Here is a 17,966-nt window from a genome sequence, read left to right as displayed (position 1 = left end):
ACGGACTGCTCGTGCGGTCAGCGGACCTCGGTGATCTCCGGGCCGCGCTCCAGCTGGCCCATGCCGCCGGAGAAGCGGGAGCCCTCCTGGTCCTCGGCCGTCTGCACGCCGTCCGGCACCATCTGGGCGTCGTTCGGCAGCTTCAGGACGATGGGGTCGCGGGGGGCCATCGGGCCGTCGCCGCGCAGGACGACGGTGTCCCGGAAGATCTGCTCCAGCACGCCTGCCGACTCGGGGCGCACCGCGCCCTGGCCGGAAATGACACCGCGCAGGAACCAGCGGGGACCGTCGACGCCGATGAAGCGCACCAGCTGGGCGCCGGTCTGTCCGTCCGGCAGGGGCACGGGCACCTGGGCCCGCAGTTCCCAGCCGAGGGGGCCCTCGACCTCGTCGATGATGCCGCCCTGCTGGGTGATGCCCGTGGCGATCTCGTCGCGGACCTCGCCCCAGATGCCCTCCTTCTTGGGGGCGGCGAAGGCCTGCAGCTGCACCGCGCTGTCCCCGAGGACGACGGTGGCGGCCACGATCGCGTCACCGGCGACCTCGACGCGCAGTTCCATGCCCTCGACACCGGGCACGAGGATGCCGCCCAGGTCGACGCGGCCGTCGGTCGGGTCGCCGAGCACCTCGGCGACGTCCCACGGGCCGTCGGGCCGGGGGGCCGGGGGCAGGTTCATCCTGCGCGGCTTGGCGGTACCGAGCTCGCCCGCGTCGTCGTCCGGCTCATCGGCGCGCACGCCGTCGACCTGCTCGGCCGCGCCGCCGTCCTTGACGGAGTCGTTCTTCTTGCGACGTCCGAACACGTCACTGTCCTTCCCGGTCGGTTACGACCGAAGCGTAGCCATTCCCACCCTGCTGACCAGCGCCGGATCCGGCCACGGCCGCATGACCGCCGGTGGAGCCGAAACCCCCGTCGGCCCGGGCCGAGCCGGGAAGCTCCTCCACCTCGTGGAAGCGCACCTTCTCGACCCGCTGGACAACCAGCTGGGCAATGCGGTCGAAACGCTCGAACCTGACGCTCTCGCGAGGGTCGAGATTGACCACGATCACCTTGATTTCCCCACGGTACCCGGCATCCACCGTCCCCGGGGCATTCACGAGCGCGAGCCCGCAGCGTGCGGCCAGGCCGGAGCGGGGATGGACGAACGCGGCGTACCCGTCGGGCAGGGCGATGGAGACGCCGGTGGGCAGCACGGTCCGCTCGCCGGGCTCGAGTTCCGCGGCCACGGTGGTGACCAGGTCGCAGCCGGCGTCACCGGGGTGACCGTAGGCGGGCAGGGGCACCTCGGGGTCGACGCGACGGATCAGCACGTCGACGTCATGGCGGGGCGCATGGGTGTTCTGGGACATCAGGGGTTCACCTCGAAGGCGCGTGTGCGCCTGACCTGGTCCGGGTCGGCCATCGCCGCCCGGATCTCCTCGGGCCGACCGTTGTCGATGAAGTGGTCGACCTTCACTTCGATGAAGAGGGCGTCCGCGCGGACCGCGATCGGGCCCTGCGGGCCGCCGATGCGACCCACGGCCGTGGAGTAGATCTTCCGCCCGGCCACGGCGGTGACCTCCGCCTCCAGGTACAGCACGGTGTCCACGGGGACGGGCCGCAGGAAGTCGGTCTCCAACCGGCCGGTGACGGCTATGAGCCGCAGCAGCCAGTTCAGGGAGCCCAGCGTCTCGTCGAGCGCGGTGGCCAGTACGCCGCCGTGGGCGAGGCCGGGTGCGCCCTGATGAGCGGTACGGACGGTGAACTCGGCGGTGACGCGCACGCCCTCGCCGGCGCGGGCCTCCAGGTGGAGGCCGTGCGGCTGTCCGCCGCCGCAGCCGAAACAGTGTTCGTAGTGCGCGCCGAGGAGTTCACCGGGTGCCGGCGCGTCGGGGTGCCGGACCGGTGCGGCGGCATCCGCCGGGGGCGTCAACGCTGTGTTTCGTCCACTCACAGCCGCAGACCTTACCCGCGCGGCTACCCGCCGGTCGCCTCGTGGCAGGCTTGCCCGTATGCAGCTCTCCTCCGCGCACCACGACGAACGCCTGTCCGCCCCCCGCTCCTGGTGGGGCATCGTCGTGCTGGCGGGCATCGCGTGCGCGCTGATGCTCTTCCCGCTCGGGACGACGCCGCTGCTCGCGGGTCTGATCGGCGGTTCGGCGCTGACGGGGCTGCTGGTGAGCTCGTACGGCTCCGCGCGCGTGCGCGTGGTGAACGGTTCGCTGGCGGCGGGCGACGCCCGGATCCCGGTGACGGCCCTGGGCGAGCCCGAGGTCCTGGACGCGGAGGAGGCCCGTGCCTGGCGCACGTACAAGGCCGACACCCGCGCGTTCATGCTGATGCGCAGTTACGTACCCACGGCGGTCCGCGTCGAGGTGACGGACCCGACGGACCCGACCCCGTACGTCTACGTCTCCACCCGCGAGCCGCAGGCCCTGTCGGCGGCGATCCGCGCGGCGAAGGGCGGCCCCGCCGGGGCCTGAGGGAACTGGCCGGCGCCCTTCGGGGGCCGGCCTCAGTCGTCGCCGCGTGTCGGGCGGCCTTCGAGGGCGATCCTGGCAGCCTCGGGAAGGGGCTCAGAGGGCCGCTCCAGGGGCGGCAGGGCCGTGAGGGCACTCCAGGGCACGGCGCGGCCGCGCAGGTCCGCACGCACCTTCTCGGCGAGTTTCCTGGTGTCCTTGCGGTTCATGACGGCGCCGACGGCCGCTCCGACCATGAAGGGCATCAGGTTCGGCAGGTTGCGGAACATCCGCTTCATGATCTGTTGGCGCAGTTCGCGCTTCATCTGACCGCCCAGCGCCACGTTGAGCGTCGTCGGCTTGGTCAGGTCGACCCCGCGTTCCTCCGTCCAAGACGTGAGGTAGGCGAGGCTGCGGTCCTTCACGTTCCCCGGCGGGCGGAGTCCGTAGACCTCGTGGAGTTCGGCGACGAGCTTCAGCTCGATCACCGCCACGCCGGTGATCTCCGCGGCCAGTTCCGCCGGCATGGCGGGCGGAACCGGCAGCATCGCCGCGGCCCCGATGCCCGCGCCCACCGTGGACGTGGCGTTGGCGGCCCCGGCGATCAGCTTGTCGGCAAGCTGATCGGGACCCAGGCCCGGGAACTGCGCGCGCAACGTCGCGAGGTCCCGTACCGGAACGCGCGGTGCGTTCTCGATGACGCGGTCGCTGATGTACAGGGCGACGGCCTTCGCGCTCTCGCCGCCCTTGCGCACACCGTTCTTGACGGCTTGCACCGGACGCACCCCGGACAGACGCCGGGGCTTGTCGTCGACGTCCGTGTCCGACGGCACCGCGGGGGCGGTGTCGCTGGGCACGGCAGTCCTCTCGATGGCCGAGCCGCCGGAGGCCCCAGGACCCGTTACCGGGTCCGTGGCTGCCGCCTGCGTCTCCGCCTGACCACCGGATTTACGAAAGCGTCGCTTCCGAAATGGCGTCGAGCCCGTCACGGCCGAGGCCTCAGTCGCAGTCGCGGCAGATCGGCTGACCGTTCTTCTCGCGCGCCAGCTGGCTGCGGTGGTGCACCAGGAAGCAGCTCATGCAGGTGAACTCATCGGCCTGCTTGGGAAGGACCCGGACGGCCAGTTCCTCGTTGGAAAGGTCCGCGCCGGGCAGTTCGAGGCTCTCGGCCCCGTCGAAGTCGTCGACGTCGACGCTGGACGAGGACTTCTCGCTGCGCCGGGCCTTCAGCTCCTCGATGCTGTCGTTGTCGACGTCATCGTCGGTCTTGCGTGGGGTGTCGTAGTCCGTTGCCATTTTTTCGCTCTCCCCCTCTGGGATTTAGCGGTGTCTCAGCGCACGTAACGCGCGAGAGGCCGGACTTGTGCCCGACCTGAGGCGGAGATTTTGCCTCACATCAAGGTCTGTTACTCAATCGACACCCAGCCGCACGCCCGAAGGGCTTGTAGCTGGGATGACGACCGGGACCGTACACGGTCCGGGGGGCGTCTTGCACAAACGCCACCCCGTGTATTTCCCGCCATCAGGGGGGCCGGAAACCCGGACTTCCCGGGCTTTCCGGCCGCCCATGGGTCACCGAACGCACATGACCCGACACTCGACAATGTGATCGATCACACAACTACCATCCATCATCCCTCCAGGCCGTTCCGCTCACAGCGAACGCGACCCCGAGTGGATCAAAGGGGCAACGTGACACGCATCACCAGGCCACCACCCTCGCGGGGCGTCGCCTGGATGCGGCCGCCGTGGGCGCGGGCCACGGAGCGCGCGATCGACAGACCGAGCCCCACACCCTTGTCGCTGCCCGTTCGCTCCGTACGCAGCCGCCTGAAGGGCTCGAAGAGGTTGTCCACCTCGTACGCGGGAACAACGGGACCCGTGTTCGATACGAGGAGCACCGCCCGGCCGTGCTGGGCCTCGGTCGTGACCTCCACCCAGCCGCCCTCCGGGACGTTGTACCGGACGGCGTTCTGCACCAGGTTGAGGGCGATCCGCTCCAGCAGGACGCCGTTGCCCTGGACCACGGCCAACGCGCGCTCGCCGCGGATCTCCACGCCCTTCGCCTGGGCCTCCCCGCGCGCCTGGTCGATGGCGCGCGAGGCGACCTCCGCCAGGTCCACGGGCTTGCGCTCGACGATCTGGTTCTCGCTGCGGGCCAACAGCAGCAGGCCCTCGACCAGCTGCTCACTGCGCTCATTGGTGGCCAGCAGCGTCTTGCCCAGCTGTTGGAGCTCCACCGGCGCCCCGGGATCGGAGAGGTGCACCTCCAGCAGCGTCCGGTTGATGGCCAGTGGGGTCCTCAGCTCGTGCGAGGCGTTGGCCACGAAGCGCTGCTGCGCCGTGAAGGCCCGTTCCAGGCGGTCGAGCATCTCGTCGAAGGTGTCGGCGAGCTCCTTCAGCTCGTCGTCCGGCCCGTCCAGCTCGATCCGCCGGGTCAGGTCGGACCCGACGACCCGACGGGCGGTACGGGTGATCTTGCCCAGCGGCGAGAGCACCCGGCCGGCCATCGCGTAGCCGAAGGCGAAGGCGATGATGCTCAGACCGAGCAGGGCCATCAGCGACCGGCTCAGGAGGTCGTCCAGCGCGTGCCGGCGCTGTTCGAGGATGCACTTGCCGATGGCGGCGTTGAACTGGTCGAAGGACTGGTCGATGCCCACCACACCCGGGCAGGTGCTGCTGGAGACCTCGACCTTCTGCCCGCCGACGATCTTGAACGGGAGCGCGTTGCCCTCCCGAAGGGCCTGCGCGGCCAGCAGGTAGATGATCGACAGCAGCAGGATGCCCGCGATCAGGAACATGCCGCCGTACAGCAGCGTGAGGCGTATCCGGATGGTCGGGCGCAGCCACGGGAAGGGACCCTCGGGCTGGCCGGGGTCCCAGGTCGGTTTCGGTGGCGCCGCCGGTGGCGCCGGGGTCGCTGCCACCCGCGTCAGATCCGGTATCCCGAACCGGGGACGGTCACGATGACCGGCGGCTCGCCGAGCTTGCGGCGCAGGGTCATCACGGTCACCCGGACCACGTTGGTGAAGGGGTCGGTGTTCTCGTCCCAGGCCTTCTCCAGGAGCTGCTCGGCGGACACCACGGTCCCCTCGCTGCGCATGAGGACCTCCAGCACCGCGAACTCCTTGGGCGCCAGCTGCACCTCCCGGCCGTCGCGGAACACCTCGCGCCGGTTCGGGTCGAGCTTGATCCCGGCCCGCTCCAGCACGGGCGGCAGGGCGACCGTCGTACGCCGCCCGAGGGCGCGCACGCGGGCGGTCAGCTCGGTGAAGGCGAAGGGCTTGGGCAGGTAGTCGTCGGCGCCCAGCTCCAGTCCCTCGACCCGGTCGCTGACGTCGCCGGAGGCGGTCAGCATGAGCACCCGGGTGGGCATGCCCAGCTCGACGATCTTGCGGCAGACGTCGTCGCCGTGCACCAGCGGAAGGTCCCGGTCGAGCACGACGACGTCGTAGTCGTTCACCCCGACGCGCTCCAGGGCGGCGGCGCCGTCGTACACGACGTCCACGGCCATGGCCTCCCGGCGCAGGCCGGTGGCCACCGCATCGGCGAGCAGTTGCTCGTCCTCGACGACGAGTACGCGCACGTCGTTTCCTTCCTTCGAGCCCGGCTGGGCACACGTGTATGGCCCGCCCATCCTGCCGGTTTCATCCGTAAACCGGCTGTAAGGCGGCCTTGCGGGGGCGCGCGCGGGCGGAGTGGACGTGAGGATTCCCTCGTCTTACGAGGTTTCTGCGCCCAGGGTGCCGGGGAGGACCTCACCACACCCCAACCATTCCTTGACGGCGGATTGACACGCGCTCATCCGTCGCCGGCCCACGAAGAGGGGGCGCACCCATCATGGACGCATTCAGCGCGGGTCTCCTGCAGCGCATCAGGAACACCCAGTCGGACCTCAGCAAGGCCCGGGAGACGGGCGACGACCACCTCGCGGACGTGGAACAGGCCGAACTGGAAGATCTCCAGCGGCTCGCGGCGGAGCACGGCGTCTCCGTCACGGCGGCCTGACCCCCGCGGCACCCCGACACCCCGGGGCACCCGCCCCACGGACCAAGGAACCCCGCACCACTTCAGTACGCACCATCGAGAGCCGCGGTACCGCACCACCTCGTGACCCAGAGCTTCCGGCCCCGGCCGCCGCGTTCGGCGACCGGGGCCGACTCGTTCCCCGGTCGCGTGCGGGGCCGTCCGTCGTACGGGGCGTCAGTCGTGCCAGGCCCCGGCCTCCTCCAGCAGCGGCTGGAGCGAGGCGAAGACGGCCGGCGTGGCCACCAGCGCCAGTTCCCCGGAGGCCCGTTCGCCCGGCCGGCCGCCGCTGAGGGCGCCCGCCTCGCGGGCGATCAGGTCGCCCGCCGCCAGGTCCCAGGGGTTCAACCCGCGCTCGTAGTGCCCGTCCAGGCGTCCGGCGGCCACGTCGCACAGGTCCAGGGCCGCCGAGCCGCCCCGGCGGATGTCGCGCACGCGCGGGATGATCCGCGCCGCGACCTCGGCCTGGTGGGCCCGCCGGGTCTGGACGTAGCCGAAGCCGGTCCCGATCAGCGCCTGGTCCAGCGGCGCGTCCGCCCGGCAGGCCAGCCGGGCGGTGCCCAGCCGTGCGCCGCCGCCGAGGACGGCCTGGAACGTCTCCCCGCGCATCGGCGCCTCCACGACGCCCACCACGGTCTCGCCCCGGTACTCGGCCGCGATGGACACGCCCCAGCTGGGCAGCCCGTAGAGGTAGTTCACGGTGCCGTCGAGGGGGTCGATGACCCAGCGCACCCCGCTGGTGCCGGGGCTGTCGGCGCCCTCCTCGCCCAGCAGCCCGTCCGCGGGCCTGCGCTCCGCGAGGATGCCGGTGATCAACTTCTCGGCCGCGATGTCCATCTCGGTCACCACGTCGATCGGACTGCTCTTGGTGGCGGCCACCGACAGGTCGGCCGGGCGGCCGTCCCGCAGGAGTGCCCCGGCCCGCCGGGCGGCCTCCAGGCCCACGTCGAGCAGTTCGGCCTTGAGCTCTTCGGAAATCAACGTTTCTCCCCTGAGTCGTCTACGCGTAAGGGCTGTCGGCGCCCGCGGCCGCCGGCCGCGGTGCCCGCGCGGGGCAGCAGCCCACGGCGCACAGGTCGTGGCCGGCTCCCAGCAGGCCGAGCGCGCACCGCTCGACGCTCTCGCCGCGTTCGCCGGCGGCCCGTTCCAGCAGGAGGTCGCGCACCGCCGCGGCGAACCTCGGGTCGGCGCCGACCGTGGCCGAGCGGGCGACCGGCAGGCCGAGTTCGGCCGCCTTCGCCGTCGCCTCGGTGTCGAGGTCGTACAGGACCTCCATGTGGTCCGACACGAAGCCGATCGGCACCATCACGGCCGCCGGGGCGCCCGCGCCGTGCAGCACTTCCAGGTGGTCGCAGATGTCCGGCTCCAGCCAGGGGATGTGCGGGGCGCCGCTGCGGGACTGGTAGACCAGCTCCCAGGGCAGTTCGAGGCCCGTCTCCGCCCGCACGGCGTCCGCGATCACCTTCGCGACGTCCAGGTGCTGCTTGACGTAGGCCCCGCCCCCGCCGTGCTCCGCGGTCGGGCCGGAGGCGTCGGCCGCCGCGGTGGGGATGGAGTGCGTGGTGAAGACGAGGTGGGCCCCGTCGCGCACCTCGGCCGGCAGCCCGGCCAGCGAGGTGAGCACCCCGTCGATCATCGGCTGGACGAAGCCGGGGTGGTTGAAGTAGTGCCGCAGCTTGTCCACCCGGGGCAGTTCGCCCACGCCCTCGTCGGCCAGCGCGGCCAGGGCGTCGGCCAGGTTCTCCCGGTACTGCCGGCAGCCCGAGTACGAGGCGTACGCACTGGTCGTGAGGACCGCGATGCGGCGACGGCCGTCGGCGGCCATCTCCCGCAGCACGTCGGTCAGGTACGGCGCCCAGTTGCGGTTGCCCCAGTACACCGGGAGGTCCAGCCCGTGCTCGGCGAAGTCCTTGCGCAGGGCGTCCAGCAGTTCGCGGTTCTGCCCGTTGATGGGGCTGACCCCGCCGAAGCCGAAGTAGTGCTGCCCGACCTCCTTCAGCCGCTCGCGCGGGATGCCGCGCCCGCGCGTGACGTTCTCCAGGAACGGCACGACGTCGTCGGGTCCCTCGGGGCCGCCGAAGGACAGCAGCAGGAGGGCGTCATAGGGGGCGGCGAGGCCTTCGGCCACGGGCGCTTCGGGGGCACGGAGCTGGTCTGACATGCCTCGAATCCTGCCACCACGCCTTCGCCGACGAGAAGCTGCCGCGTCCGCATCTCGGACGCGGCGCAGGTAAGGTGACCCTAAGTCGCATCGAGTCGAGCCCGTCCCGGTCTCCGGTCCGAGGGCGGTCCCCGTGCGGGCCCCGCGCCGCCGCCCGTAACCTGTAGGGGCGAATGACGTCCCTTACGGAGATCCCTTGCCCAGTCCCTACCGCGCGATCTTCGCTGCCCCCGGCACCAAAGGGTTCAGCATCGCGGGCCTCATAGGCCGCCTACCGCTCTCCATGGTGGGCGTCGGCATCCTCACCATGATCTCCGAGATCACCGGTCGCTACGCGATGGCCAGTGCGCTGACCGGCGCGCTCGCCCTCTCGGCCGCCGTCCTCGGCCCCCAGATATCCCGCCTCGTGGACCAGTACGGGCAGCGCCGCGTACTGCGCCCCGCGACGCTGATCTCCGTACTGGCCGTTGCCGTCATGCTGCTGGCCGCCGCCAACGGTTGGCCGGACTGGACCCTGTTCGTGTGCGCCGTCGTCGCGGGCTGCGTCCCCAGCGTCGGCTCGATGGTCCGCGCCCGATGGACCACGATCTACCGGGACTCCCCGCGCGAGCTGCACACCGCGTACTCCTTCGAATCCGTGGTCGACGAGGTCTGCTTCATCTTCGGCCCGATCGTCGCCATCGGGCTGTCCACCACCTGGTTCCCCGAGGCCGGCCCCCTGATCGCCGCCGTCTGCCTGCTCGTCGGCGTGTGGCTGCTCACCGCGCAGCGGGACACCGAGCCCGAGCCGCACCCGCGCGGCGAGCACACCGACCGCGCCTCGGCCCTGCGCTCCCCCGGCCTCCAGGTGCTGACGGCCACGTTCGTGGCCACCGGAGCGATCTTCGGCTCCATCGACGTCTCGACCCTGGCCTTCGCCGAGGAGCAGGGCAGCAAGTCCTCGGCCAGCCTGATCCTGGCCGTCTGGGCCCTCGGCTCCTGCCTCGCCGGAATCGTGTTCGGCCTGCTCCATCTCAAGGGGCGGACCGAAGTGCGCTGGGTACTGGGCGTATGTGCGATGGCCGTGAGTATGATCCCCCTCCTACTGGCCGGGAACCTTCCGTTTCTGGCCGCGGCGCTCTTCGTCTCGGGCCTCGCCATCGCACCCACGATGATCACCACGATGGCCCTGATCGAGGCGCACGTACCACGCGCGAAGCTCACCGAGGGCATGACCTGGATCAGCACCGGGCTCGCGGTCGGCGTCGCCGTCGGCTCGTCGGTGACCGGTCTGGTCATCGACGCGGCCGGCGCGCAGCGGGGGTACGTCGTCTCCATCGCGGCGGGAACGGCCGCGGCGGCGGTGGCGTTCGCGGGTTACCGCCGGCTGACCAGGCCGGCGCAAGGGGAGGAGCCCTCTAGCGATGGCGCAGACACCGACAGTGCGGACGGCGGGGAAGAGCGGGCCGGCCGAGTGGCGTAACTGGGCGGGCAACGTCCGGGCCAGACCCACCCGCGTGGTGACGCCGGCCTCGGTCGGGGAGCTCCAGGAGGCGGTCCGTCGGGCCGCCGAGGAGGGGCTGCGGGTCAAGGCGGTCGGCACCGGCCACTCCTTCACGGCGGCGGCCGCGACCGACGGCGTCCTCGTGCGCCCGCAGGCGCTGGCCGGCGTCAAGGAGGTCGACCGGGCGGCCGGCACGGTCACGGTGGCGGCCGGCACGGTACTGAAGGACCTCAACCTGGCCCTCGCGGCGCAGGGCCTGTCGCTCACCAACATGGGCGACATCATGGAGCAGACGGTCTCCGGCGCCACCAGCACCGGCACGCACGGCACCGGCCGCGACTCCGCCTCCATCGCCGCGCAGATCCGCGCCCTGGAGCTGGTCACCGCCGACGGCAGGTTGCTGCACTGCTCCGACAAGGAGAACCCCGAGGTCTTCGCGGCCGCCAGGCTCGGCATCGGCGCGCTCGGCATCGTCACCTCGCTGACCTTCGCCGTGGAGCCGCTCTTCTTCCTGACCGCCCGTGAGGAGCCCATGGGCTTCGACCGGGTGACCGCCGAGTTCGACGAGCACGTCGCCGAGAACGAGCACTTCGAGTTCTACTGGTTCCCGCACACCGGCAACTGCAACACCAAGCGGAACAACCGCAGCCAGGGCCCCGCGGCCCCGCCCGGACCGGTCAGCGCCTGGATCGAGGACGAGCTGCTGTCCAACGGCGTCTTCCAGGCCGTCAACTCCCTCGGACGCGCCGTCCCCGCGGCCATCCCCGGCATCGCCAAGGTGGCCAGCCGCGCCCTCTCCGCCCGCACCTACACGGACATCCCGTACAAGGTGTTCACCAGTCCGCGCCGGGTGCGGTTCGTGGAGATGGAGTACGCGCTGCCGCGCGAGAACGCGATGGCCGCGCTGCGCGAGTTGAAGGCCACGGTCGAGCGTTCCGGGCTGCGGATCAGCTTCCCCGTGGAGGTGCGCACGGCTCCGGCGGACGACATCACCCTGTCGACGGCCTCCGGGCGCGAGACCGCCTACATCGCCGTTCACATGTACCGGGGCACCCCGTACCGGGCCTACTTCACGGCGGCCGAGCGGATCTTCACCGAGTACGGCGGGCGGCCGCACTGGGGCAAGGTGCACACCCGGGACGCGGAGTACCTCGCCGGGGTCTACCCGCGCTTCGGGGAGTTCGCCGCGCTGCGCGACCGGCTCGACCCGGACCGGCTGTTCGGCAACGACTACCTGCGGCGCGTGCTGGGAGCCTGACCGGATCGGCCGACGGGCGGTCAGGAGCCGCTCGGCGCCCCGGCCCCCCGTCCGGAATCGGCTCCGCCCGTGCCGCCGCCGGGCGTCGGCGTCGGGGCGACCGACGAGGACGGCTTGCCGCTCGGCGTGACCGGCGGGGACGGGGACGCCGGCGGCGACGGGGTCCCGGAGGGGGATGTGCCGGGGGCGGGGCTGCCGCTCCCGTCGCCGTCCGGGAGGGAGGGGCTCGGGGAGCTCCCGGGCCCGGGGGTCGGCCCGTCCCCGGTGCCCTTCCCGTCGTCGGCACCCTTGCCGCTCTTGCCGTCGTCGCCGTGCCCGCCCCGCTCGCCGCCCTTCTCCCCCGCGCCCGGCCCGGTCCCGGGCGGGGCGGGGCGGTGGTCGGCGGCCTTGCGGGTGCCGGCGGACCAGAGCGTGTCGCCGCCCCTGCTCACGGAGGTGCCGGCGACGGCCTCGTACGTCCCGAGTCCGCCGATGGCGACGGCGAAGGCGGCCGCCGATGCCGCCGCCGTGCGCTTCCAGCCCCGTACGCGGGTGCCGTGCACGGTGGCGTCGCCGAACTCCCCCGACGGCCCGGCGGCGGCCGGCGGCACCGTCGTCCCGGTGTCCGGCCCCTGCCGCGGCGGGACCTGACGGACCCTGGGCCGGGCGCCCTCGCGCAACTGGTCGCCGGTGCGCCGGAAGACGTGCTGGATGACGGGCCCGCCCGCGGTGGCGACCACGCTGACCACGCCGGCGCCGACGATGGTCCCGTAGACGCCGAGCTGCGAGGCGAGCAGCGCCGCCCCGACCGTGGCGAGCGAGGTCCCCGCGATCTGGGCGACGCTCAGATCGAGCTTCTTGCCCTCGTCCGCCCGCTCCGGTCCGGTTTCCGCTGCCGCCTTCTGACCCATCGCCATCCCCTGTGTGTCACGCCTCTCGCGCTCGTCGTCCGTCAGCAGTTACTGACACCTGAGCGAAAGGGAAAGTTCCATTTCTGGGGATTCTGTGAAGCACAACACCCGAAATCGGGCGCGCCCGCAGGTCGGCCCGGATTCGGACCCGATTTCGGGCAGCCCAACTCCCGCCGCCCGGGACAACTTCGGCGGCGCGGCGGTCCACCCAGGTGGCCCGAATGGAGTACTGTGGCGAGCCCTGGGGCCGTCCTTCCTTACGGATGTCCGGGCTCGGGAGAGGGAGCCGACTAATGAAGAAACGGCACTCAAGACCGGTGATGCCGCGGTATTGCACGGGTTCCTGCTGCGCACAGTAATCAATCGGTCACTGTGCGTGCCCAACAGGTAACCGTGCCATAACGTCGATCAAGGGCGCTTGCCCGACACGCCGGTTTAACACGGCAAGGTTGTGGCAGGCTGCACCCGGGCAGGCCACACTCGACTAGCGGAAGCAGCGACGCACGTGACGTCGGCAGGCACCACCCGGGAGGTCCCCATGCCCGAACTGCGTGTCGTGGCCGTCTCAAATGACGGCACACGACTGGTGCTCAAGGCTGCGGACAGCACGGAGTACACGCTTCCGATCGATGAGCGGCTGCGGGCTGCCGTGCGCAATGACCGCGCGCGCCTGAACCAGATCGAGATCGAGGTGGAGAGCCACCTCCGCCCCCGAGACATCCAGGCCCGCATACGAGCCGGTGCCTCCGCGGAGGAGGTCGCCCAGCTCGCCGGCATCCCCGTCGACCGGGTCCGCCGCTTCGAGGGTCCCGTACTCGCCGAGCGCGCCTTCATGGCGGAGCGCGCCCGCAAGACGCCCGTCCGCCGCCCCGGCGAGAACACCGGACCTCAACTCGGCGAGGCCGTACAGGAACGACTCACCCTGCGCGGGGCCGACAAGGAATCCGTGCAATGGGACTCCTGGCGCCGCGACGACGGCACGTGGGAGGTCCTCCTCGTCTACCGGGTGGCCACCGAGATGCACTCGGCGAGCTGGACGTACGACCCGCCGCGCCGGCTGGTCGTGGCCGTCGACGACGAGGCCCGTTCCCTGATCGGCGAGTCGGACGACCTGCCGGCGACGCCGGAGCCGAGCTTCCCGTTCGTGCCGCGGATCGCCCGACTGCCGCGGGACCGGCCGCTGGACCGGGCCCTGGACCGCCAGTTGGAACGGCCCGACACCCGGACCCCTCCTCCGCCGGAGCCCGAGGAGGAACGGGACACGCTGACCAGCCTGCTGGAAGCCGTCCCGAGTTTCCGCGGCGACATGGTCGTCCCGGAGCGCCCCGAGGCCCCCGTCGAGGAGATCGAGGCGGAGGAGCCGCCGGCCCCGGCGGCGTCGGCGGGCGCCGGTTCGGCGTACGCGGACGTGCTGATGCCGCGCACGGTGGCGGGCCACCGCGACCGGCTCACCGGTACGACGGACCGCCAGGCCGAGGCCGACGGCGTCCGGCCGGGCCGCCGCGCGGCGGTCCCCAGCTGGGACGAGATCGTCTTCGGGACCCGGCGCAAGAAGCAGGAGTAGCGCGGCCCGTGCCGTGGCGCCGCCCGCCCGGCGACGTCACGGCACGACCGCCCTTCGTTCCCACCGGCCTCGCCCCACCGGCCGGCGCACCGGTCTACTGCGGGTCCGGTCCCGTCGCCACGGGCCGCTCCGGGTCCGAGGACCACTGCGACCAACTGCCCGCGTACAGGGCCGCCGGGATTCCGGCCACCTCCAGGGCCAGCACCTCGTGCGCCCCGGAGACCCCCGAGCCGCAGTACACGCCCACCGGCGTGTCCCCGGTGGCGCCCAGCTCCGCGAACCGCGCGCGCAGGGCCCCTGCCGGCAGGAACCGGCCGTCGTCCGTCACATTTTCCGTGGTCGGGGCGGACACCGCGCCCGGGATGTGACCGCCGATCCGGTCGATCGGTTCGACCTCGCCGCGATAGCGCTCCCCGGCCCGCGCGTCCAGGAGGAGTCCCTCCCGGGCCAGGGCGGCCGCGCCGTCCGCGTCCAGCAGACCCAGGGCCCCCGGGTTTGGCTTGAAATCGCCTTCCGCGGGGTTCGGCGTGTCGGAGGTCACCGCTCCGCCCGCCGCGGTCCAGGCGGCCAGGCCACCGTCCAGGACGCGCACGGCCGGGTGACCCGTCCAGCGCAACAGCCACCAGGCACGGGCCGCGGCCCAGCCCTGCCCTCCGTCGTACACGACCACCGCCGTGTCGGAGCCCACGCCGGCACGGCGCATGACCGCCGCGAAGGCCTCCGGGTCCGGCAGCGGGTGGCGCCCGCCCGACCCGGGCGGACCTGCCAGTTCGCGGTCGAGGTCGACGTACACGGCGCCGGTCAGGTGGCCCGCTTCGTAGGCGGGGCGCTGGTCGGGGCCGCCCAGTTGCCAGCGGACGTCCAGGAGCACCGGCGGCCGGGGTCCGGCCAGCTCGTCCGTCAGTTCGGAGGCCGAGAGAATCGCAGTCATGGGCCCATCTTGCCCCCGCCCCGGGGGCCGCGTAACGAGCCCGACACCAGCGGGCCGCCGGGATTCGGTCATCTCTCCTCCGGGCCCGGACGACCCGGCCCGGTCGGGGCGCGCCGCGTGTCCCGGGGTGCAAGCATCGGGCGGGTACGGGGACGAGACGGAGGAGACTGCTGACATGACCGAGGCAGCGCGGGCTTCGCGGCGCCCGCCCGGCACACCCTGTTGGGTGAGCCTCATGGCGCACGGTCTCGGGAGTACCGAGGCCTTCTACGCCGACCTCTTCGGCTGGGAGTACGAGCCGGGGCCGCAGCACCTCGGCCCGTACGTCCGGGCGTTCCTCGACGGTGAAGAGGTGGCGGGCATCGGCCAGCTACCGCCGGACCGGGACCTTCCGGTCGCCTGGACCACGTACTTCGCCACCGACGACGCCGACGCCACCGCCGAGGCCATCCGGTCCTGCGGCGGCACGGTCGCGGTGGGCCCGCTGGACGCCGGGCCGGTGGAGCGGATGGCGATCTGCTCCGACCCGCTGGGCGCGATCTTCGGGATCTGGCAGGCCGCGGACCGGCCGGGAGCACGACCGTTCGGGATGCCCGGCACGCCCGTGTGGAACGAGCTGCTCACCCAGGAGAGCGTGGCGGTCGGCACGTTCTACTCGTACGTCTTCGGCCACGAGGCGGAGGAGTACAAGGGCCCCGACGCCGAGCTGTACGCCGACGGCCCCGGCGGCCTGGACTACCTGACGCTGCTGCTGGCGGGCCGGCCGGTCGCCGCCGTGCACGGGGTCGGGCGGGCGCTGCCCCGTGACCGGGGGCCGCACTGGATGACGTACTTCGAGGTGGCCGACCCGGACGGGGCCGCCGAGCGGGTGGTGGACCTGGGCGGACGGATCGTCAGCCCGGCCCGGGACCGGATCCGCGGGCGGCTGGCCACGGTGGCGGACCCGGAGGGGGCGGTGTTCTCCCTGATCCGCTCCTACGGCGAAGGCGGCCCGGCGTGAGGTGACCCCGATGCGCCGCACCGCCGGGGTCCGTCCCCGGCGGTGCGGCGCGCGGGGTGCCGTCACCGGACCATGAGCACGATCGCCGACCCCCACACGGTGAGCAGGACGTTGCCGAGGGCGTACGGAACGGTGCGGCCCAGGCCCGGGATCTGGCTGCGGGCGCGCTCGTTGACGAGGAGCTCGGGGTACGGCTCGAAGACGTGCTGTCGTAGCCGGTCCATGCGCGCTCCCCCTCGATCGGGCCGGTGCCCGATCCCTGCCCGGGGACGCGGGGCCCGGCAACGCCCGCCCGGGCCGTTCTCCCTATCGGCCGAGCGCGGAGCGCAGGGTGAGCCCGTACCGGACGCGCAGGCGGCGCAGTTCCCACACCGACAGCCCGGTCACCGACAGCGGCGGTCCGATCAGGAAGAGGAGCCGGACGGCGAGCGGGGCGTGGACGGGCGGCGCGTCGAAGACCTGGACCGCGCACATCGCCCACACCAGGGCCGGCGATATCAGCGGCGGGAGCACCTCGTGGACGTCGGCGGTGCGGAAGGTGTGGTGGACGCCGTACATCACCGAGGCCAGGCCGAAGGGCAGCGCGAACAGGTAGACGGCGCCGAACACGATGCTCAGGAGGAACCCGGCGGCGCCCATGTGGTCCGCTGTCATCAGGGTGCCCGCGGGCCCGGCCAGCAGGAGGAGCAGGACGGTTCCGAAGAGCGCCCCTAGGGCGGTGAGCGGGCCGCGCAGCCGGGCCCGGTAGAAGGCGGGGCCGGGTCGTCGGGCGCTCAGGACGAAGGTGGCCAGCGCGATCGGTACGAGGACCAGCAGCACGCCCGCGCTGAGGAAGAACTCGACGAACTTGTCCTGCAGCACCGAGCCCGCGGACCGGCTCAGCGGGTAGGAGTAGAGCAGCCATCCGGTGGCCGCGGCGCCGATGGCGGTACGGGCGACCTTGGCGGCCTCGATCTGCGGATCGATCAGCCGCCCGGTCCGCGCCGGGCGTTGCACCCGGGCGGCGAAGACGAACGGCAGCATGAGGAAGCCGACGCAGCCCGAACGGCCCTCGCTCCGCGGTCTCCTGGTACTTCGCGCGTACGTGCGCACGACATCGCCCCCCTGACGATCATGAACACCGCATCATAAGGGCCGGCCCGGGGCCGCCGGCGGCGGGATCGGATCACAGGGACGGGGCCGGTGGCGGGATGGGGATGGGTGGGGTCGGATGGGGTCGGATGGGGATGGGCCGGGCTCGTGGGGCCGGGGACACCGGAAGGTCGGCAGGGCTCCCCGCCCTGCCGACCTTCCTTCGACGGCAACCGGTTCAACGGCGACGTCGCCCCGGCCCTGCGCGAGCTGCAGGAGAGCGGGGTGGTCCGGATCCTCGACCTGACGTTCGTCAACAAGGGACCGGACGGATCCGTCGCCGTGGTGGAACTCGACGACGCCGTGGTGGACGAAGCGTTCCGGCGGCTGACCGGCGAGGGCTTCGACCTGATCAGCGACGAGGGCCTCACCCGGGTGGCCGAGCACCTGCCGGACAACTCGTCGGCGGTCGTCCTCGTCCGGGAGAACACCTGGGCGTCCCGACTCGCCACGGCGTTGCGGGAGTCCGACGGGCAGGTGGTCCTCATGGAGCGGATCCCCCGCGCCGAGGTCGTACGGGCGATCACCGCCCTGGACGAGGAGGGCTGACGACATGGTGATGCGTCGACGGATGGGACGGCCGGGCCTGCTCGGCACCATGGCCCGGACCGCGGTCGTGGCCGGCACGGCCACCGCGGTGTCGGGCCGGATGCAGCGCGCGGCCGCGGAGCGCGGCGCCGACCAGCGGACGGCCGCCGACGCCGGGGAACAGGAGCCGGTGGACCGGACGGCCGCCCAGGTACCGGTCGCCGCCCCGGCGCCGCCCGCGGTGGACCGGGTCGGTCAACTGACCCAACTGGCCGAGCTGAAGGCACAGGGCGTCCTCACCGAAGCCGAGTTCGCGGCGGAGAAGGCCCGGATCCTCAGCGGCTGAGGCCCGTCAGCCGGCTCCGTCGGCTCCGTCGGCTCGGGAGGCGCGGACGGCCGGCCGCGGGGGCGCCGGCGGCCCCGGCGCCCGCGGGGCGCCCGCCGGCCCGCCGTCCCCGCGGCCGGGGGCGGCCCGCCCCCGGGCGCGTCGGTCTCCTACGAGCGGGGTCCGGACGGGCCCCCCTCGTCCGGGGCGTGCGCCTCCAGGAACTCCAG

The 17,966-nt window shown here is 72.7% G+C and carries 21 protein-coding genes; 8 read left to right on the top strand and 13 right to left on the bottom strand.

What is annotated here, in order from left to right; genetic code table 11:
* Positions 1–17: 17 nt before the first annotated feature.
* Genes NOD94_RS17965 through NOD94_RS17955 form a run of 3 tightly spaced genes read right to left on the bottom strand, consistent with a single transcriptional unit; the run spans position 18 to position 1,934 of the window.
* Positions 18–803 (bottom strand): DUF3710 domain-containing protein, encoded by a 786-nt coding sequence (locus tag NOD94_RS17965; protein WP_281206978.1) that lies wholly within the window; start codon positions 801–803, stop codon positions 18–20.
* Between the two features lies 1 nt (position 804).
* Positions 805–1,350 (bottom strand): dUTP diphosphatase, encoded by a 546-nt coding sequence (dut, locus tag NOD94_RS17960; RefSeq protein ID WP_281206977.1) that lies wholly within the window; start codon positions 1,348–1,350, stop codon positions 805–807.
* Positions 1,350–1,934 carry a PaaI family thioesterase gene (locus NOD94_RS17955; RefSeq protein WP_281206976.1) on the bottom strand — a complete coding sequence of 195 codons (585 nt, stop codon included), beginning with the start codon at positions 1,932–1,934 and terminating at the stop codon, positions 1,350–1,352. The genes dut and NOD94_RS17955 overlap by 1 nt, the downstream gene beginning before the upstream one ends.
* A 58-nt stretch (positions 1,935–1,992) precedes the next feature.
* On the opposite strand from NOD94_RS17955, the gene NOD94_RS17950 reads away from it, so the two are divergent.
* Positions 1,993–2,463: a DUF3093 domain-containing protein gene (locus NOD94_RS17950; RefSeq protein ID WP_281206975.1), complete on the top strand. Its 471-nt coding sequence runs from the start codon at positions 1,993–1,995 to the stop codon at positions 2,461–2,463.
* 32 nt (positions 2,464–2,495) lie between these two features.
* On the opposite strand, the gene NOD94_RS17945 is transcribed toward NOD94_RS17950, so the two are convergent.
* From NOD94_RS17945 to NOD94_RS17930, 4 genes are all read right to left on the bottom strand, one after another.
* Positions 2,496–3,428, bottom strand: coding sequence for a hypothetical protein (locus NOD94_RS17945; RefSeq protein ID WP_281206974.1), 933 nt, complete (start codon positions 3,426–3,428; stop codon positions 2,496–2,498).
* A 10-nt stretch (positions 3,429–3,438) separates the two neighbouring features.
* Positions 3,439–3,735: a DUF4193 domain-containing protein gene (locus tag NOD94_RS17940; RefSeq protein WP_249768165.1), complete on the bottom strand. Its 297-nt coding sequence runs from the start codon at positions 3,733–3,735 to the stop codon at positions 3,439–3,441.
* Between the two features lie 383 nt (positions 3,736–4,118).
* A complete protein-coding gene (locus tag NOD94_RS17935; RefSeq protein WP_281206973.1) occupies positions 4,119–5,366 on the bottom strand; it encodes a HAMP domain-containing sensor histidine kinase in 1,248 nt (415 codons plus the stop codon).
* A 5-nt stretch (positions 5,367–5,371) separates the two neighbouring features.
* Positions 5,372–6,025 carry a response regulator transcription factor gene (locus NOD94_RS17930; RefSeq protein ID WP_281206972.1) on the bottom strand — a complete coding sequence of 218 codons (654 nt, stop codon included), beginning with the start codon at positions 6,023–6,025 and terminating at the stop codon, positions 5,372–5,374.
* 254 nt (positions 6,026–6,279) lie between these two features.
* Between NOD94_RS17930 and NOD94_RS17925 the strand changes: the two genes are divergently transcribed.
* Positions 6,280–6,447: a hypothetical protein gene (locus NOD94_RS17925; protein WP_281206971.1), complete on the top strand. Its 168-nt coding sequence runs from the start codon at positions 6,280–6,282 to the stop codon at positions 6,445–6,447.
* A 195-nt stretch (positions 6,448–6,642) separates the two neighbouring features.
* Here NOD94_RS17925 and NOD94_RS17920 read toward each other — a convergent pair whose 3' ends face one another.
* Both NOD94_RS17920 and NOD94_RS17915 read right to left on the bottom strand, forming a co-directional pair.
* Positions 6,643–7,443, bottom strand: a complete 801-nt coding sequence (locus NOD94_RS17920) for an inositol monophosphatase family protein (protein ID WP_281207006.1) — start codon at positions 7,441–7,443, stop codon at positions 6,643–6,645.
* A gap of 22 nt (positions 7,444–7,465) precedes the next feature.
* The gene (locus NOD94_RS17915) at positions 7,466–8,626 is read right to left on the bottom strand and encodes a ferrochelatase (RefSeq protein WP_281206970.1); all 1,161 of its coding nucleotides are present in this window, start codon (positions 8,624–8,626) and stop codon (positions 7,466–7,468) included.
* A 196-nt stretch (positions 8,627–8,822) separates the two neighbouring features.
* Between NOD94_RS17915 and NOD94_RS17910 the strand changes: the two genes are divergently transcribed.
* On the top strand, positions 8,823–10,088 hold the full coding sequence (locus tag NOD94_RS17910) for an MFS transporter (protein WP_281206969.1): 1,266 nt from the start codon (positions 8,823–8,825) through the stop codon (positions 10,086–10,088).
* Positions 10,030–11,367 carry a D-arabinono-1,4-lactone oxidase gene (locus NOD94_RS17905; protein WP_281206968.1) on the top strand — a complete coding sequence of 446 codons (1,338 nt, stop codon included), beginning with the start codon at positions 10,030–10,032 and terminating at the stop codon, positions 11,365–11,367. The genes NOD94_RS17910 and NOD94_RS17905 overlap by 59 nt, the downstream gene beginning before the upstream one ends.
* Before the next feature lie 20 nt (positions 11,368–11,387).
* Here NOD94_RS17905 and NOD94_RS17900 read toward each other — a convergent pair whose 3' ends face one another.
* Entirely contained in the window at positions 11,388–12,257 is an 870-nt protein-coding gene (locus NOD94_RS17900; RefSeq protein WP_281206967.1) for a hypothetical protein, read from the bottom strand.
* 538 nt (positions 12,258–12,795) lie between these two features.
* Here NOD94_RS17900 and sepH point away from each other — a divergent pair.
* Positions 12,796–13,821 (top strand): septation protein SepH, encoded by a 1,026-nt coding sequence (gene sepH / locus NOD94_RS17895; protein WP_281206966.1) that lies wholly within the window; start codon positions 12,796–12,798, stop codon positions 13,819–13,821.
* 94 nt (positions 13,822–13,915) lie between these two features.
* Here the strand turns inward: sepH and NOD94_RS17890 are convergent, their stop codons facing one another.
* The gene (locus tag NOD94_RS17890; RefSeq protein ID WP_281206965.1) at positions 13,916–14,752 is read right to left on the bottom strand and encodes a sulfurtransferase; all 837 of its coding nucleotides are present in this window, start codon (positions 14,750–14,752) and stop codon (positions 13,916–13,918) included.
* Positions 14,753–14,927: 175 nt separating this feature from the next.
* Here NOD94_RS17890 and NOD94_RS17885 point away from each other — a divergent pair, with 175 nt between their 5' ends.
* Entirely contained in the window at positions 14,928–15,752 is an 825-nt protein-coding gene (locus tag NOD94_RS17885; RefSeq protein ID WP_281206964.1) for a VOC family protein, read from the top strand.
* A 62-nt stretch (positions 15,753–15,814) separates the two neighbouring features.
* Here the strand turns inward: NOD94_RS17885 and NOD94_RS17880 are convergent, their stop codons facing one another.
* Both NOD94_RS17880 and NOD94_RS17875 read right to left on the bottom strand, forming a co-directional pair.
* A complete protein-coding gene (locus tag NOD94_RS17880; protein ID WP_281207009.1) occupies positions 15,815–15,976 on the bottom strand; it encodes a hypothetical protein in 162 nt (53 codons plus the stop codon).
* 82 nt (positions 15,977–16,058) lie between these two features.
* A complete protein-coding gene (locus NOD94_RS17875) occupies positions 16,059–16,844 on the bottom strand; it encodes a hypothetical protein (RefSeq protein ID WP_281206963.1) in 786 nt (261 codons plus the stop codon).
* 147 nt (positions 16,845–16,991) lie between these two features.
* On the opposite strand from NOD94_RS17875, the gene NOD94_RS17870 reads away from it, so the two are divergent.
* Together NOD94_RS17870 and NOD94_RS17865 are read left to right on the top strand one after the other, a co-directional pair.
* The gene (locus NOD94_RS17870) at positions 16,992–17,432 is read left to right on the top strand and encodes a DUF6325 family protein (RefSeq protein ID WP_281206962.1); all 441 of its coding nucleotides are present in this window, start codon (positions 16,992–16,994) and stop codon (positions 17,430–17,432) included.
* A 4-nt stretch (positions 17,433–17,436) separates the two neighbouring features.
* On the top strand, positions 17,437–17,757 hold the full coding sequence (locus NOD94_RS17865) for an SHOCT domain-containing protein (protein ID WP_348652338.1): 321 nt from the start codon (positions 17,437–17,439) through the stop codon (positions 17,755–17,757).
* Positions 17,758–17,966: the final 209 nt, after the last annotated feature.

Source organism: Streptomyces sp. Isolate_45 (assembly GCF_024721315.2).
Taxonomy (GTDB): Bacteria; Actinomycetota; Actinomycetes; order Streptomycetales; family Streptomycetaceae; genus Streptomyces.
This window is presented reverse-complemented; position numbering and strand designations above follow the sequence as displayed.

Excerpts from the sequence above, each read along its gene's own strand:
- dut (WP_281206977.1), bottom strand. The coding sequence starts at position 1,350 with ATGTCCCAGAACACCCATGCGCCCCGCCATGACGTCGACGTGCTGATC.
- NOD94_RS17950 (WP_281206975.1), top strand. The coding sequence starts at position 1,993 with ATGCAGCTCTCCTCCGCGCACCACGACGAACGCCTGTCCGCCCCCCGC.
- NOD94_RS17940 (WP_249768165.1), bottom strand. The coding sequence starts at position 3,735 with ATGGCAACGGACTACGACACCCCACGCAAGACCGACGATGACGTCGAC.
- NOD94_RS17925 (WP_281206971.1), top strand. The coding sequence starts at position 6,280 with ATGGACGCATTCAGCGCGGGTCTCCTGCAGCGCATCAGGAACACCCAG.
- NOD94_RS17915 (WP_281206970.1), bottom strand. The coding sequence starts at position 8,626 with ATGTCAGACCAGCTCCGTGCCCCCGAAGCGCCCGTGGCCGAAGGCCTC.
- NOD94_RS17905 (WP_281206968.1), top strand. The coding sequence starts at position 10,030 with ATGGCGCAGACACCGACAGTGCGGACGGCGGGGAAGAGCGGGCCGGCC.
- NOD94_RS17900 (WP_281206967.1), bottom strand. The coding sequence starts at position 12,257 with ATGGGTCAGAAGGCGGCAGCGGAAACCGGACCGGAGCGGGCGGACGAG.
- sepH (WP_281206966.1), top strand. The coding sequence starts at position 12,796 with ATGCCCGAACTGCGTGTCGTGGCCGTCTCAAATGACGGCACACGACTG.
- NOD94_RS17890 (WP_281206965.1), bottom strand. The coding sequence starts at position 14,752 with ATGACTGCGATTCTCTCGGCCTCCGAACTGACGGACGAGCTGGCCGGA.
- NOD94_RS17885 (WP_281206964.1), top strand. The coding sequence starts at position 14,928 with ATGACCGAGGCAGCGCGGGCTTCGCGGCGCCCGCCCGGCACACCCTGT.
- NOD94_RS17880 (WP_281207009.1), bottom strand. The coding sequence starts at position 15,976 with ATGGACCGGCTACGACAGCACGTCTTCGAGCCGTACCCCGAGCTCCTC.
- NOD94_RS17865 (WP_348652338.1), top strand. The coding sequence starts at position 17,437 with ATGGTGATGCGTCGACGGATGGGACGGCCGGGCCTGCTCGGCACCATG.